General features: G+C 65.3%; 13 protein-coding genes and 1 riboswitch. Of the genes, 12 read left to right on the top strand and 1 reads right to left on the bottom strand.

Features of this window, described 5'->3' with window-relative positions:
• Positions 1-9 precede the first annotated feature (9 nt).
• The 8 genes from cobW to cobJ all read left to right on the top strand — a co-directional run bounded on the left by cobW (position 10) and on the right by cobJ (position 10902).
• Positions 10-1065: a cobalamin biosynthesis protein CobW gene (cobW, locus tag EIC84_RS02090; protein ID WP_003062976.1), complete on the top strand. Its 1056-nt coding sequence runs from the start codon at positions 10-12 to the stop codon at positions 1063-1065.
• Positions 1066-1127: 62 nt separating this feature from the next.
• The gene (gene cobN / locus EIC84_RS02085) at positions 1128-4964 is read left to right on the top strand and encodes a cobaltochelatase subunit CobN (protein WP_003062978.1); all 3837 of its coding nucleotides are present in this window, start codon (positions 1128-1130) and stop codon (positions 4962-4964) included.
• Positions 4961-6175 carry an ATP-binding protein gene (locus EIC84_RS02080; RefSeq protein ID WP_003062981.1) on the top strand — a complete coding sequence of 405 codons (1215 nt, stop codon included), beginning with the start codon at positions 4961-4963 and terminating at the stop codon, positions 6173-6175. The genes cobN and EIC84_RS02080 overlap by 4 nt, the downstream gene beginning before the upstream one ends.
• 44 nt (positions 6176-6219) lie before the next feature.
• A complete protein-coding gene (locus EIC84_RS02075) occupies positions 6220-6840 on the top strand; it encodes a VWA domain-containing protein (RefSeq protein WP_003062982.1) in 621 nt (206 codons plus the stop codon).
• A 173-nt stretch (positions 6841-7013) separates the two neighbouring features.
• A riboswitch (cobalamin riboswitch) is annotated at positions 7014-7254 on the top strand.
• Positions 7255-7382: 128 nt separating this feature from the next.
• A complete protein-coding gene (locus EIC84_RS02070) occupies positions 7383-8723 on the top strand; it encodes a nitrite reductase (RefSeq protein WP_034361563.1) in 1341 nt (446 codons plus the stop codon).
• The gene (locus EIC84_RS02065) at positions 8707-9336 is read left to right on the top strand and encodes a precorrin-8X methylmutase (RefSeq protein WP_003062987.1); all 630 of its coding nucleotides are present in this window, start codon (positions 8707-8709) and stop codon (positions 9334-9336) included. The genes EIC84_RS02070 and EIC84_RS02065 overlap by 17 nt, the downstream gene beginning before the upstream one ends.
• An 11-nt stretch (positions 9337-9347) precedes the next feature.
• On the top strand, positions 9348-10088 hold the full coding sequence (gene cobI, locus EIC84_RS02060) for a precorrin-2 C(20)-methyltransferase (protein WP_003062988.1): 741 nt from the start codon (positions 9348-9350) through the stop codon (positions 10086-10088).
• A gap of 25 nt (positions 10089-10113) precedes the next feature.
• Entirely contained in the window at positions 10114-10902 is a 789-nt protein-coding gene (gene cobJ, locus EIC84_RS02055) for a precorrin-3B C(17)-methyltransferase (RefSeq protein ID WP_003062990.1), read from the top strand.
• 31 nt (positions 10903-10933) lie between these two features.
• Here the strand turns inward: cobJ and EIC84_RS02050 are convergent, their stop codons facing one another.
• Positions 10934-11689 (bottom strand): cobalt-precorrin-6A reductase, encoded by a 756-nt coding sequence (locus EIC84_RS02050; protein WP_003062991.1) that lies wholly within the window; start codon positions 11687-11689, stop codon positions 10934-10936.
• Between EIC84_RS02050 and EIC84_RS02045 the strand changes: the two genes are divergently transcribed.
• The 4 genes from EIC84_RS02045 to cobF are packed head-to-tail and all read left to right on the top strand — an operon-like array spanning position 11682 to position 14867.
• Entirely contained in the window at positions 11682-12878 is a 1197-nt protein-coding gene (locus EIC84_RS02045) for a bifunctional cobalt-precorrin-7 (C(5))-methyltransferase/cobalt-precorrin-6B (C(15))-methyltransferase (RefSeq protein WP_003062993.1), read from the top strand. The genes EIC84_RS02050 and EIC84_RS02045 overlap by 8 nt on opposite strands.
• Positions 12875-13318 (top strand): cobalamin biosynthesis protein, encoded by a 444-nt coding sequence (locus EIC84_RS02040; protein WP_003062995.1) that lies wholly within the window; start codon positions 12875-12877, stop codon positions 13316-13318. The genes EIC84_RS02045 and EIC84_RS02040 overlap by 4 nt, the downstream gene beginning before the upstream one ends.
• Positions 13315-14109, top strand: coding sequence for a precorrin-4 C(11)-methyltransferase (gene cobM, locus EIC84_RS02035; RefSeq protein WP_003062996.1), 795 nt, complete (start codon positions 13315-13317; stop codon positions 14107-14109). The genes EIC84_RS02040 and cobM overlap by 4 nt, the downstream gene beginning before the upstream one ends.
• Positions 14109-14867 carry a precorrin-6A synthase (deacetylating) gene (gene cobF, locus EIC84_RS02030; RefSeq protein WP_003062998.1) on the top strand — a complete coding sequence of 253 codons (759 nt, stop codon included), beginning with the start codon at positions 14109-14111 and terminating at the stop codon, positions 14865-14867. The genes cobM and cobF overlap by 1 nt, the downstream gene beginning before the upstream one ends.
• Positions 14868-14939: the final 72 nt, after the last annotated feature.

The following is a 14939-nucleotide window of genomic DNA, read 5'->3' as shown; positions in this document are numbered from 1 at the left end:
GAGTGATCCATGCAAACCACCAAAATCCCCGCCACCATCGTCACAGGCTTTCTCGGCAGCGGCAAGACCACGCTGATGCGCCATATTCTCGAGCAGGCCAAGGGTCTGCGCGTGGCGGTCATCGTCAACGAGTTCGGCGAACTGGGCATTGACGGCGAAATCCTCAAGACCTGCGCCATAGGCTGCAAGGAAGAAGGCGGCGCGGATACGCAGTCGGGCCAGATTTACGAGCTGGCCAACGGCTGCATGTGCTGCACCGTGCAGGAAGAGTTCTTCCCCGTCATGAAGGCCCTGGCAGAACGCCGCGCCGACATCGATGTGCTGCTGATCGAGACCAGCGGCCTGGCCCTGCCCAAGCCCCTGGTCCAGGCCTTCCAGTGGCCCGACATTGCCAATGTCTTCACCGTCGATTCGGTGGTCACCGTGGTCGACACGCCCGCTGCGGCTGCCGGCCAGTTTGCCCATGACCCGCATGCTGTCGACGAGCAGCGTCAGGCCGACCCCAATCTGGACCATGACGCCAGCCTGCATGAGCTGTTCGAGGATCAGCTCTCGGCCGCCGACCTGGTGGTGCTGTCCAAAGCCGATCTGGTCACGGCCGAACAACTCGGTCAGGTGCGAGCCCTGGTGGCCGAAGAAGTACCTGCCAGCGTGAAGATGATCGAAGCCGTGCAGGGCCAGGTGCCCCTGAACGTGCTGCTGGGCCAGCATCGCGCCGCCGAGCTGTCGATCGACGACAAGCACAGCCACCATGACCATGACGAAGACCATGACCACGACGCCTTCGACTCCCTGCACCTCGACCTGGGTGCCGTGGACCGCGACCGCCTGATGCAGGCCTTGCAGTCCATCGTTGAGCAACATGGCGTGCTGCGCGTCAAGGGCTTTGCCGCCCTGCCGGGCAAGAAGATGCGTCTGTTGGTGCAGGGCGTGGGCCGCCGTTTTGATGCCTATTTCGACCGTGCCTGGGCCGACGGCGAAGCTGCGGCCACGCGTCTGGTGTTCATCGGCAAGCAGCTAGACGCCGCCGTGCTGCGCCAGGCCTTGCTGGGCGCCCAGGCATAAAATCCAAGCAAATCGGCCTCTATCGCTTTACTGGCAAGCGGATAAAGCTATCTTTTTGAATCATGCACCTGCTCAGCTCCCGCCCTGGCGGCTTTGTCGAAGACGACAGCATCATCACCCGTCTGGACCAGACGCCTGCAGACATGGTGGTGCTCAGTTCCGCCGACACCACGCTGTCGCTGCTGGCCGATGCCTACCGGATGTGGCTGCAGGCCGAGCCCCGGGCCGCGAGTTCCACGCCCACGCTGCGCCTGGCCAACCTGCTGCATCTGCGCCAGAGCGCCTCGCTCGATCTGTATATCGACGAGGTGCTACAGCATGCCAGGCTGGTCATCGTTGATCATCTGGGAGCCGAGTCCACCTGGCCCTACGGCATCGAGCAGCTGCAAAAGCTGGCGCGCCGCAAGGGCCAGAAGCTGGCCATGTTCTCGGGCGACAACCAGGAGGATCCGGAGCTGCTGGCCAAAGGCACGCTGGAGCCCGAGCAAAGCCGTGCGCTGTGGCAATACCTGCGCGCCGGCGGCCTGGGCAATGCCCGCGAGTTCCTGCACATGGCGGCAGCCTGGGGCCTGAACCAGGGCCGCGAGGGAGCGCCCGTGCGGGTGCTGCCCCCCGTGGCCGTGCATGTGCCTCAAGCCTGGCTGGCTGACGATGCAGGGCATCTTCCGGGCCTGGACGACCTGCAGGCACGCTGGACGCCCGGCGCTCCCGTGGCCATGCTGGTCTTCTACCGCTCGCATCTGCTGGCGGCCAATACCGAGGCCTTCGATGCCATGGCCGACGCCCTGCTCGCACGCGGCCTGAACCCGCTGCCGCTGGCCCTGGAGTCGCTCAAGGACGGGCTGTGCCTGCAGACGCTGCGCTCCCTGTGCATCACCCACCAGGTGCAGATCATTCTCAACACCACCGCGTTTGTGGCCCTCGGAGAACATGCGCGCACCGGCGAGGCGGCCGACGCGCTGGCCGGCGACATTCCCGTGCTGCAGGTGATTGCCAGCGGCAGCAACCGCGAGGACTGGCTGGCCGACAGCCAGGGCCTGCGCCCGCGCGACATTGCCATGCAGGTGGTGCTGCCCGAGATGGACGGTCGCATCATGACGCGCGCCATGAGCTTCAAAGGCCTGGCCCATCGCTGCGAGCTGACGCAAACCGATGTGATCAGCTACCAGGCCGAGCCCGACCGCATTGCCTGGATTGCCGAGCTGGCCTGGCGCTGGAGCCAGTTGCGCAGCAAGCCTGCGGCTCAGAAGAAAGCCGCGCTGATACTGGCCAACTACCCCGGCAGCGAGGCACGCATGGGCAGCGGCGTGGGTCTCGATACGCCGGAATCCGTCATTGCCCTGCTGGATCAGCTGGCACGCGACGGCTGGCAACTGGGGGATGCTGCTGCGCGGCCCGACTCCGGCCTGGCGCTGATGGGCCTGCTGCAACAAGGCATTGCCAATGACCCCAAAAAATGGCCGCTGCGTCCTGCAAGCCAGGGCTATTCGCTGCAGGCCTATCAACAGCGTCTGGCACAGCTGCCCGGCGATATGGCCCAGGCCATCGCCGAGCGCTGGGGTGTGCCCGAGCAGGACCCCATGCTGCGCGATGGCTGGTTCATGATTGCCGGCCTGCAGCTGGGCCATGTCTTTGTCGGCATACAGCCCGCGCGCGCTCTCGATGGACGCAATGACTACGCCAGCTATCACGACGCCGAGCTGGTGCCGCCCCATCACTATCTGGCGTTCTATTTCTGGCTGCGAGATGTGTTCGGCGTGGACGCCATGGTCCATGTGGGCAAGCATGGCAATCTGGAATGGCTGCCGGGCAAGAGCCTGGCGCTGTCGCAGCAATGCTGGCCCGATGCCATTCTCGGCCCGCTGCCGCATGTCTACCCCTTCATCGTCAACGACCCCGGCGAAGGGGCTCAGGCCAAGCGCCGCAGCCAGGCCGTCATCATCGACCATCTGATGCCGCCGCTCACGCGCGCCGAAAACCACGGCCCCATGCAGGAGCTGGAACGCCTGGTGGACGAGTACTACGAAGCCCTGCTGGTCGATCTGCGCCGCTCCGGCATGCTGCGCGAGCAGATTCTGGACTGCGCCAGACAGCAGGATCTGCTGCGCGAACTCGGCCTCGAAGCGGCGGGCGCGCAGCCCGGTGCCGACGAGCTGCTGCTGGAACGCATCGATGCCTATCTGTGCGAACTCAAGGAAACCCAGATCCGCGATGGCCTGCATATCTTCGGCAGCTCGCCACAGGGCCAGTTGCGCGAATCCACCCTGCTCTCGCTGGCGCGCTATCCCGGCAATGCCGGCAGCGAGCAGGGCCTGCTCAACGCGCTGACCGCAGACCTGCTGCCGGCCATGGACTGGAACCCGCTGGACATGGATGCCGCAGCCCCCTGGAACGGCCCGCGCCCGGCCGCGCTGCAGCAGCAGGATGCCGGCAGCTGGCGCCATGGCGGCGACACGCGCGAGCGGCTCGAGCTGCTGGCCCTGCAGGTCATTGCCCGGCCCGAGCTGGCCCGCGACTGGCCGCACACGCAACAAGTGCTGACGCGCATCGAGCATCAGATTGCACCGTCACTGGACGCCTGCGGCCCGCAGGAGCTGCTGCAGTTCTCGCGAGCACTGCAAGGGCGCTTTGTGCCGCCGGGCCCCAGCGGCTCGCCCTCGCGCGGGCGCTGCGACACCTTGCCTACAGGGCGAAACTTCTACACCGTGGACACCCGTGCCATCCCCACCCAGACCGCCTGGGCGCTGGGGCAGCAGTCCGCGCAGCGCGTGCTGGAGCGTTATCTGCAGGAGCATGGCGAATATCCACAGGCCATCGGTCTTTCCGTCTGGGGAACAGCCACCATGCGTACAGGCGGTGACGACATCGCCCAGGCCTTTGCCCTGATCGGGGTTCGTCCCAAATGGGCGGCCGGCAGCCAGCGCGTGACCGACTTTGAAGTCATTCCCGCCGTGGGGCTGCGTCGCCCGCGTGTCGACGTGACCTTGCGCATCAGCGGCTTCTTCCGCGATGCCTTTCCCAACGTGGTGCAGATGTTCGATGCCGCGGTGCGTGCCGTGGCCGAGCTCGATGAGGACGCCGAGGACAACCCTATCCGCGCCCGCATGCTGCGCGACACGCAAACCGCCATGGACCAGGGCCTGAGCGCCGACGCGGCCCGCGAACAGGCGCTATGGCGCGTCTTCGGAGCGCCCACCGGCAGCTATGGTGCCAGCATGCATGAGATGCTGCGTACCGGTCAGTGGACCGATGCGGGCGACTTTGCACGCCACTATCTGCACTGGGGTGCCTATGCCTACGGCCAGCAGGCCGATGGCGTGCCGGCCCGCGCCGCGCTGGAGCAGCGTCTGCAGGCACTCGATGTGGTTCTACAGAACCAGGACAGCCGCGAGCATGACCTGCTGGACTCCAGCGAGTACTACCAGCATCAGGGCGGCATGGTGGCGGCCGTGCGGCACCTGGGCGGCAACGACCCTGCCATCTATCATGGCGACCACGGCAATCCTCAGTCTGCCAGGATTCGCTCCCTGGCCGAGGAGATAGGCCGCGTGGTGCGCGCCCGCGTCACCAACCCCAAATGGATTGCGGGCGCCATGCGCCACGGCTACAAGGGCGGCTTCGAGATGGCGGCGACGGTGGATTATCTGTTCGGCTTCGATGCCACCACCGCGCTGGTCTCGGACCAGCATTACGCCATGGTCACCCAGGCCTATGTGGAAGACGAGAACGTGCGACAGTTTCTGCGCCAGCACAATCCACAAGCACTGGGCGATATCGTCTCGCGCCTGCTGGAAGCCATAGACCGCGGCATGTGGGAACAGCCCGGCGCGCACCGCCAGAACCTGCTGGCCCAGATGCTGGAGCACGAAGAATTCATGGAAGGACAGGTTTCCCAATGAGCCCCAACCACGATCCGGCACCCGTATTCCCACTCTCGGCGATACAGGGGCAGCCCACCCTGGTACAGGCCCTGCTGCTCGCCGCGATAGAGCCGCAGCTGGGCGGCGTGCTGATTCGAGGCCCGCGCGGCACGGCCAAGTCCACGGCGGCCCGCGCGCTGGCGGACCTGCTGACCCCTGCGCCCTTTGTCACCCTGCCGCTAGGCGCTTCCATCGAGCATGTGACCGGCAGTCTGGACCTGTCCAAGGCGCTCTCAGGCCACGAAGTGGGCTTCGCTCCGGGTCTGATTGCCAAGGCGCACGACGGCGTGCTCTATGTCGATGAAATCAATCTGCTGCCCGATGCCATCGTCGATGTGCTGCTTGACGTGGCGGCCTCCGGCATCAATCGCATAGAGCGCGACGGCATCTCGCACAGCCATGCCGCGCGCTTTGTGCTGATCGGCACCATGAACCCCGAAGAAGGCATGCTGCGGCCACAGTTGCTGGACCGACTGGGCCTTTGTGTGCAATTGGACAATGCTCAGGACCCGCAGCTGCGCAGCAGCATCGTCAAGGCAAGGCTGCGCTTTGATCAGGATCCCCAGGGCTTCGCCCGATCTCATGCAACCGGGCAGCAGGAGATTCGCCAAAGGCTGACGCTGGCCCGCAGCCGTTGCCGCAATGCCTCGGAGCTGACATGGAGCGATGCCGTCCACGAGGCCGTGGCCCTGCAGTGCATTGCCGCCCAGGTGGACGGACTGCGTGCCGACCTGGTCATGCTGCGCGCTGCACGCGCTCTGGCGGCCTGGCAAGGCAGTCAGAGCATCACGCCCGCACATGTGTCCGAAGTCGCGCCACTGGTGCTGCAGCATCGCGCCAGCCAGCCAGATCCGGGCAGCTCCAGCCAGCTGCGGCAGCCCCCCGCAGCCACGCCTTCCGCCCAGCCGCCGGCAACGCCCGCCACACCGTCAGGCGCGGGCAGCGCAGCCCGCACAGAGCCTGATACCCAGGCACCAGCATCTCATTCACCGGCTACCCGCGAGCCCGGCGCCACCAGCTCCTTGCCTCAAGAGGCAGGCCCGAGCCTCGAACAGCCGCCTGCCGGCTGGGGACAGGCTCAAGCCGTGAGCAGCACCGCCTTCGATGCACAACAGGCCGATGCCATGGCACAGGCAGCCCTGGAGGCCCTGGCCGCAAAAAAAGCCCGAGCCTCCGGTCCGCTGCGCTGAGCGCCGGCCGGGGGCAAATCGGCTCCGAAAACCATGGCCTGGCCTTGGCCAGCCATGCCGTACCCAGCGTCCACAAGATGCCAGGGGCGTCGATTGACTGGACAGCCACCCTGCGCCAACGCCAGGACCAGCCACTGGTACACGCACATCTGCGCTGGCGCCAGCCCGAGGGAGCTGTACGCAGGCAACACCTGTTCCTGCTGGACTGCTCGGCCTCCATGGTGGAGAGCGGCGCATTCGCCCAGGCCAAGGGCCTGCTGCTGCAGTGGCTGCGCCGGGCCTATCTGCAGCGCGAATCCGTGGCCCTGCTGTGCTTCGGCGCAGGCCGGCTGCACTGGCTGCTGGAGCCCACGCGGGCGCCACGCTGGAATGCCGATCTGATCGAGCCACTACGCGGCGGAGGCGGCACGCCGTTGGCCCAGGCCCTGCAGGCGGGCTGGCAGATGACGGCCAGATACTCCCGGCAATCATCCTGCCTGTGGCTGATCAGCGACTTCCGCAGCCCCGATGTGCTGCAGCTGGAGCGCTGGCCTGCTCCTGCCGTGGCACAGGTTCTGGTGGACTGTGAAACCGCTGCGGTCCAGAGCAAGCGTCTGTTTGGCGGTGCCGAGCGGTTGGCAAAGGTCTGGCCGGATACCTTGCGACTGCCGCTGAAATTTAGCTAAGAAAAGGCATCTACCGCTTAACAGGAAAGCGTTAATAGCTATCTATTTTGATAATCATCTGGCAGGACATCACGCCGCCCCCTGCCTGCCCTATCGATATCCGGTCGCCGCACAAGCGGCAGGAAAGCTGCTGCCAGGCCGATGAGTTCGGCCGTGTGCACCAGGTTATCGCGTAAGATCGCGCCACCACAGGTGCCTCATGGCGTGCTTTGGCATGCGGAGGTGAAACGAGAAGCAGGTGAATGGAGTTCCCACCAATCCTGCACTGCACCCGCAACGGTAATCAGAGATATGGAGATGCACGCTCTGGCCCACGGCCATGGCCGCCACTGCGAAAGCGGGAAGGCGCATCGACATGCCACCCTCAGGTGGGCTCTGTAAGTCCGGAGACCGGCCTGGTGTGTACAAGGCGCAGCGGGGTTGCATGTGGCTTGTGATATGCCAGCGCCTGCGTGCGGCTCATCACCTCTTCATTTCCCTCTGCACATTTTGTTTGTCTGGCCCGGGTATCGGCCAAACCGACCGTGGATGAACTATGTTGCATGGAATTTGCCAGTCAGATTTGTCCCAGTGGGCCGGCCGTGCCCTGGCCTCGTCGCCTGGAGCAGAGCTTGTCCAGCCCTGAGCCCATCCGGATTCGTGGCTGGTGCCCCAGCACCTGGAAACCCATGCAGGCACAGGACGGCTGGATTGTGCGCGTACGCCCTCGCTGCGCATCTCTAACCGCCGTTCAGTGGCTGGTACTGGCCGACCTCGCACGAACCCATGCCTCGGGCCAGATCGAGTTGACCCGCCTCGGCAATCTGCAATTGCGCGGCGTGCACGAATCGGCCCTGCCTGCCTTGCGCGCAGCGCTCGTTGTCTCGAGACTGGCCCCAGCCGATGAACAGGCAGATCTGGCGCCTGCCGTGCATTGCACTCCGTTCTATACAAGAGGAGATCGCACCCATGCACTGGCTCTGGCGCTTTCCGTGGCAACGGCGCGTGATCTCAGTCCCCTGGCCCTGCAACAGCAGAACATGCCGGCCCTGCCCGGCAAATTCGACATGCTGGTTGACGATCCGCAGTGTCATCTCCGAAGCCTGAGCTCCGACCTTCAGCTATGGGCCTGCGCCGATGGAGGCTATGGGCTTGCCCTGGGCCAATCGGAAGACTGGTATGGCTTTGAGACTGCACCGGCTGCCGTGCAGGCCGCCATACAGATTGCCCTGTGGTTTGCCCGTGAGCGCAGCTCGCAGACGGCAGGCCGATTGCGCGGCCTTGTCAAGCCCATTGACCTTCAGGTCTGCGGACTCGCCAAGGCCAGTCATCACCTTGAGCCCCGGACTCTGGACAGGAACGCTGCCAGGTCGTTGCGGCCCGGAGCGCCCAACCCTCACGGCCTGCTGCTCGGCGCCCCGTTGGGACGCCTGGACGCATGGGCCATACAGAAGCTGGCAGCTCTCATGCCCGAACAAGCGGAGATCCGGGTCACGCCCTGGAAATCCTTGCTTCTGCCGAACAAGCACCTGGATTCACTGCCTGCCCGGCTCGATGCCAGGGACTGGATCAGCCAGTCCACGGATGTGCGCCTGCGGGTCTCGGCCTGCACCGGAGCCCCCAACTGCCCTCAGGCCCATATCCCGGCCCAGCCCATGGCCTTGCAATTCGCCAGCTCACAGGCAGCGGACCGGCATCTTCATATCAGCGGCTGCGCCAAGCTCTGTGCCCTGCCTGCCGATGCGACAAGTGTGGTGTTTGCCAGCCAGGACACAACGGGCCAGATATGGCTGCACGCCAGCCCCGCCGAAGCGCAACCGTCAGCCAGGGCATCCATTCCCTATCGGCCTCTGAACTCCGATCCTCACGATATACAGCAACAACTCAATGACCTACAACTATGAAAAGTGCGGTGAAGAGATTTACCGGCAATCCTTCAGCATCATCCGCCGAGAGGCCGATCTCAAGCGCTTCAACCCCGTGGAAGAGCGGGTCGCCTGCCGCATGATTCACGCAGCTGGCATGGTGGAGCTGGCCGCACATATCCATTTCTCCCCGACCTTTGCCGAAGCGGCGGAAGCCGCACTGCGGCGCGGAGCACCCGTGCTCTGCGATGCACGCATGGTCAGCGAGGGCATCACGCGCAAGCGCCTGTCGGCCCAGAACCCCATCATCTGCACCCTGCAGGACCCGCGTGTGCCAGCGCTGGCAGCCGACATGGGCAACACCCGCAGCGCCGCAGCACTGGAGCTGTGGCGCGAGCATCTGGACGGCGCCGTGGTCGCCATCGGCAATGCGCCGACGGCCCTGTTTCATCTGCTCCATATGCTGCAGGACCCGGGCTGTCCGCGCCCGGCGGCCATCGTCGGCTGCCCGGTCGGCTTTGTGGGAGCTGCGGAGTCCAAGGACGCTCTGCGCGAATGGGGACAGATTCCGTTTGCCATCGTGCAAGGACGCCTCGGTGGCTCCGCCATCACGGTTGCCGCCATCAACGCGCTGGCAACCACGGTGGAGTAGGAAGAGTCACCATGAATCACGGAAAAATCTTCTGCGTGGGACTGGGTCCCGGCGATCCCGACATGATGAGCGTGAAGGCCGACCGCCTGCTGAGGAACGCCCGCCATGTGGCCTACTTCCGCAAACGCGGTCACCCGGGCAAGGCGCGGCAACTGGTCAACGGCCTGCTGCATGCCGAGGTCACGGAGTACCCGATGGAGTACCCGCTGACCACGGAGATCCCGCACGACGACCCGCGCTATATCGCCCAGCTGTCCAGCTTCTATCAGGACTGGCAGTCCCGGCTGACACAGCTGACGCGCAGCGAGGATGTGATCGTGCTTTGCGAAGGCGATCCATTCTTCTACGGCTCCTTCATGCACCTCTATGTGCGTCTGCGCCAGGCGGCGCAGGTGACGGTCGAGGTGCTGCCCGGCATACCCGGCATGGTGGGCTGCTGGCATGCCACCGGCATTCCCATGACCTGGGGTGACGATGTGATGAGCGTGCTGCCCGCGACCCTGCCCGATACACCGCTGCGCGAGCATATGGCGCGCTCGGATGCGCTGGTCATCATGAAGGTGGGACGGCATCTGGGCCGCATCCGTGCGCTGCTGAGCGAGCAAGGCAAGCTGGAGCGAGCCTGGCTGGTCATCAACGGCACCATGAGCGATCAGCAGGTCATGCCGCTGCGCGATGCGCCCGAGCGCTGCCCCTATTTCGCCATCATCGTCGTGCACGGCCAGGGCCGCCGCCCGGCAAACGACATGTGAATGCGCTGTCATGAGCACGACCACAATGCCTCCACAACTCCTGGTGCTGGGCCTGGGCCCGGGCGATGATGCTCTGCTGACGCAGCAGGTTCGCGACAGCATCGCCAGCGCAAGCGATGCATTCGGCTACTTTCCCTATGTGGAGCGGCTGCAGGGTCTGGAACATCTGCAGCTGCATGCCAGCGACAACCGTGAAGAGTTGGAGCGTGCGCGCAATGCCCTGAATCTTGCAGCCCAGGGCCGCAAGGTGCTGATGCTCTCGTCGGGCGACCCGGGCGTATTCGCCATGGCCAGTGCCGTGTTCGAGACGCTGGAGCAGGCCAGCCCCGAGGAGCATGCACGCTGGCAGGGCGTGGACGTGCAGGTGCAGCCGGGCATCACCGCCATGCTGGCCGCAGCAGCGCGTCTGGGCGCCCCCTTGGGACATGACTTCTGCACCATCAATCTGTCCGACAACCTCAAGCCCGCCAGCATCATCGAGCGCCGCATCCGTCTGGCCGCCCAGGCCGATTTCGCCATGGCGTTCTACAACCCCTGCTCCCGATCACGCCCGCAAGGCTTTTCCCGGGCACTGCAGGTGCTGCAGCAGGAATGCGAGCCCGAGCGCCTGATCTGCTTTGCCCGCAACGTCAGCCGCCCCGATGAGACGCTGCTGGTTGTGCGGCTGCTGAACGCACAAGCCCACATGGCCGATATGCGCACGGTGGTGATTGTGGGCAACAGCCAGACCCGCCAGGTGGGCAAGCATGTCTACACCCCGCGCAGCTATGAAGCCTGCAGCAGCGCTACCTCTGCCGTGACAGACCATGCCTGAACGCACGCAAGGCCTTGCCGGGCTCAAGTGCTCAGCAGCGCTGCCGGCGCAACCACTCCATGGCCTGCTGCGGGCTTTGGCACTGGGTACGCGGCGCCAGCACCGGCCTGTCGACCATGATGACCGGAATGCCCAGCTGCCGCGCGGCCTCGATCTTGGCATAGGTATCTGCGCCACCGGCGTTCTTGCTGACGATGCAGTCGATGCGGTACTGCCCGAGCAGCGCCAGTTCGTCGGTGAGCCGAAACGGACCGCGCGCAACGATCAGCTCATAGCTGGATGCCGGCAACGGCAAGGCGCCGCCCTCCTGGTCGATGACGCGCAGCACAAACTGGTGCTGATCGTCCAGGCCTGCAAACGCCGCCAGCTGCTTGCGTCCTATGGCCAGAAACACTCGCTTCAAAGACCGACTCAAGACCTGTGCGGCAGCCGCCATATCCGGCACATGCTGCCATTGGTCGCCAGGCTGCGCCTGCCAGGCTGGCCGCTCCATGGACAGCAAGGGCAGATCCAGTTGGGCGCAGGCCGCGATGGCATTGGCACTCATCTGTGCGGCGAATGGGTGGGTGGCGTCGATGACATGGGTGATGTGATGCGCACTCAGGTAATCGACCAGCCCCTGCACGCCGCCAAAACCGCCCACACGCACGGGCAAGGCCGGAGTACGACGCGTCTGGGTGGCCCCGGCATAGGAATAGATGGCTTGCACCCCGGCCTCATGCAGCAGCGTGGACAAGATATAGGCATCGAAAGTGCCGCCTAACAGGAGAACTTGGGTCATGGCCAATCCGTGGCTTTCAATTATCGGAATTCATCCGTCAGGGCTGGAAGGCCTAAGCCCTGCAGCGCGACAAGCCCTGGATGATGCCAGTGTTGTGTTCGGCAGTCCGCGTCATCTGGCGCTGGCGCAAGCAGGAGCGCGTGGCAGAGCCTGGCCGATCCCCTTCAGCGTCGAGCCCGTGCTGCAGCTGCGTGGACAGCAAGGCGTGGCCGTGCTGGTGTCCGGCGATCCGTTTCACTTCGGTGCCGGGGCATCGCTGGCCAGGCACCTGGAGTTGGGCGAGTGGCGCAATTACCCTCAACCCTCGACATTTTCCTGGGTTGCAGGCGAGCTGGGCTGGTCCCAGGAGCGCACCCACTGCCTGGGCCTGCATGCCCGCAGCCTGAGCAGCCTGACGCCTCTGCTGGCGCCTCAAGAGCGCTTTATCTGCCTGTTGCGCGATGGCCCGGCCGCTCACACTCTGGCTCAATGGCTGCTGCAGCAGGGCTGGGGCGACAGCCCTCTGTGGCTGGTGGAGCAGGCAGGCAGCGATCAGCAGGACATACGCAGCGGCACGGTGCGCGAGCTGGCCGCCCTGCTGGCAACCCAGCCGGCCAAGGCCCCTGTGACTGCGGCTTTCGAAGCGCGCGGCGATAAAGGTCTGTCCCGGGTACCAGGCAGACCCATCGGTGAGTTTGCACACGACGGGCAGATCACCAAAAGCCCGGTGCGCGCCATGACGCTGGCTGCGCTGGCTCCGCGCCAGGGCGAGTGGCTCTGGGATCTGGGTGCGGGTTCGGGCTCGGTCGCCGTCGAGTGGTGTCTGGCTGGCGGACAGGCCATCTGCGTGGAGCAGCATGCCGCGCGTACGGCCAATATTGCGCAGAATGCGCAGCGCTATGCGGCAGCGCTCGAAGTGGTTCATGACCATGCCCTGGCAGCCCTGCCCCGTCTGCAGCCAGAGCCGCAGGCCGTCTTTGTCGGCGGCGGCTTCAGCGCGGAGCTGTTCAATGCCCTGTGCATGCGTCTTTCCGGGCCTTGGCGCCTCGTGGTGAATGCCGTGGCGCTGCACACCCAGGCACTGCTGCTGGAGCTGCACCGTACGCATGGCGGCCAGCTTTATCAGTTGCAATGGAGCGAAGCTCAGAGCCTGGGCAGCATGCATTCCTGGTCCCCAGCCCGCCCCCTGGTGCAGTGGGTCTGGAGCAGCCAATGAGATATCTGTTCGCAGGCTGGGGCTTTCAAGCCGGTGCTCTGCCTCAATCATTCGAAAGCTGCTGGACCCAGGCCTGCCAGAGCCTCGAGAGCGCGGATTCAGCGCCCTGCCGCTGGACCTTTGCCCTGCTGGCCACCAGGAGCCAGACCTCAGCAGCGCGCGCCTTGCAGGATTGGGCGAGCCAGATTCCTGGCCATATCGACTGGAAGACCTGTGCCGAAAGCGCGATTGCGCATATAGCCACGCCGTCGCATTCGGCAAGATTGCAGCAGCGCTTTGCCACGGGCAGCGTTGCAGAAGCCCTGGCCCTGCATGCCGGCGCCGCCCTGGCCCATAGCCGGCTGCTGGTGCTGCGCACCGTTTCGGCAGACCGACGTGCGACGCTGGCGATTGCCGGCTTGCCTCTGCCCACACCATTTATCCCTGGAGTTTTGCCTTGACCGTTCATTTCATCGGAGCCGGCCCCGGTGCGGCCGACCTCATCACCGTTCGCGGGCGTGATCTGCTGGCCGCCTCACCTGTGTGCCTGTACGCAGGCTCGCTGGTACCCAGCGAGCTGCTGGCGCACTGCCCTGCCGGAGCCCGTCTCGTCAACACCGCCCCCATGTCGCTGGAAGACATCGTGGCCGAAATCCAGACTGCACACGAACAAGGGCTGGATGTCGCCCGCCTGCATTCCGGCGACCTGAGCATCTGGTCTGCCATGGGTGAGCAGTTGCGCGCCCTGCGCGAGCTGAACATCCCCTACACCGTCACTCCCGGCGTCCCCGCCTTCAGTGCCGCAGCCGCTGCGCTGGAGGCCGAGCTGACACTGCCCGGCTCCTGCCAATCGGTGGTGCTGACACGTACCCCGGGCCGGGCGTCGAGCATGCCCGACGGCGAAACCCTGGCCGCCTTCGCGGCGACCGGCGCCGTGCTGGCGATTCATCTGTCGGTCCATGTGGCCGAGCAGGTGCAGCAGGAACTCACCAGCCATTACGGCCCGGATTGCCCTGCAGCCATTGTCTGGCGCGCCTCATGGCCGGACGAGCAACTGCTGCGCACCCGCGTGGGAGATATCGCCAGCGCCGCTCAATCCAATCCGCTGCAGCGCAGCGCACTGATTCTGGTCGGGGCCACCCTGAATCAGCAGGATTTCGGCAACAGCCGACTCTATGCCAATGACTACGATCGCCGCTACCGGCCGCGCGGCGACGAACCGCGCTTCCCTCGCGGAACCGAGGGCGCCTGATGCTGGAGCTGTTCCTGATCGGCATCGGCACCGGCAACCCCGATCACCTCACCCGAGAAGCAGAGAAAGCGATTCGCTGCGCCGACCTGGTTCTTTTGCCACACAAGGAGGACAGCAAGGCAGAGCTGGCCCAGGTCCGCCTGTCGCTGCTGCAAAGCCTGGCCGTGGAAGAGAGCCGAATTGCTCACTTCGACATGCCGCAACGCCGTCAGCAGGGATCGGACTACGACCAGCAGGTGGACGAATGGCATGAGGCCATTGCCCGGCGCTGGCAAGCCAGTCTTCAGGACCGCCTGCCTGCCCGTTCGGGACGCGTGGCCCTGCTTGTCTGGGGCGACCCGGCCCTCTACGACAGCACGTTGCGCATTGCCTCGCGTCTGGGCCTGGCCCGCGAACAGGTATGCGTCGTGCCTGGCATCACTTCCATGCAGGTGCTGTGCAGTGCCCACGGCATTGCCCTCAATGAGATCGGCGAACCCTTTCTGATCACCACCGGTCGCCAGCTGCGCGAAAACGGCTGGCCATCCGGGGTGAACACCCTGATCGTGATGCTGGATGGTCAACGCAGCTATGAACAGTTGAAAGACACCGATGTCGACATCTACTGGGGCGCCTATCTGGGCATGCCCCAGCAATTGCTCATGCATGGCCGGCTTTGCGACATCGCGCCAGACATCACCAGCAGGCGCGCCCAGGCCCGCGCGCAAAATGGCTGGATCATGGACATCTACCTGCTGCGCAGGGTCGCGGCCCCCTGACCCAAGGTCGCCCAGGCGCATCCGTCGCCTGGCGGGCACACCGGATCACCGTGCGGTGTGCGTCACTTCATC

Origin of the sequence: Comamonas sp. A23 (assembly GCF_004522605.1) — a bacterium.
GTDB classification, from domain to species: domain Bacteria; phylum Pseudomonadota; class Gammaproteobacteria; order Burkholderiales; family Burkholderiaceae_C; genus Comamonas; species Comamonas thiooxydans.
This window is presented reverse-complemented; position numbering and strand designations above follow the sequence as displayed.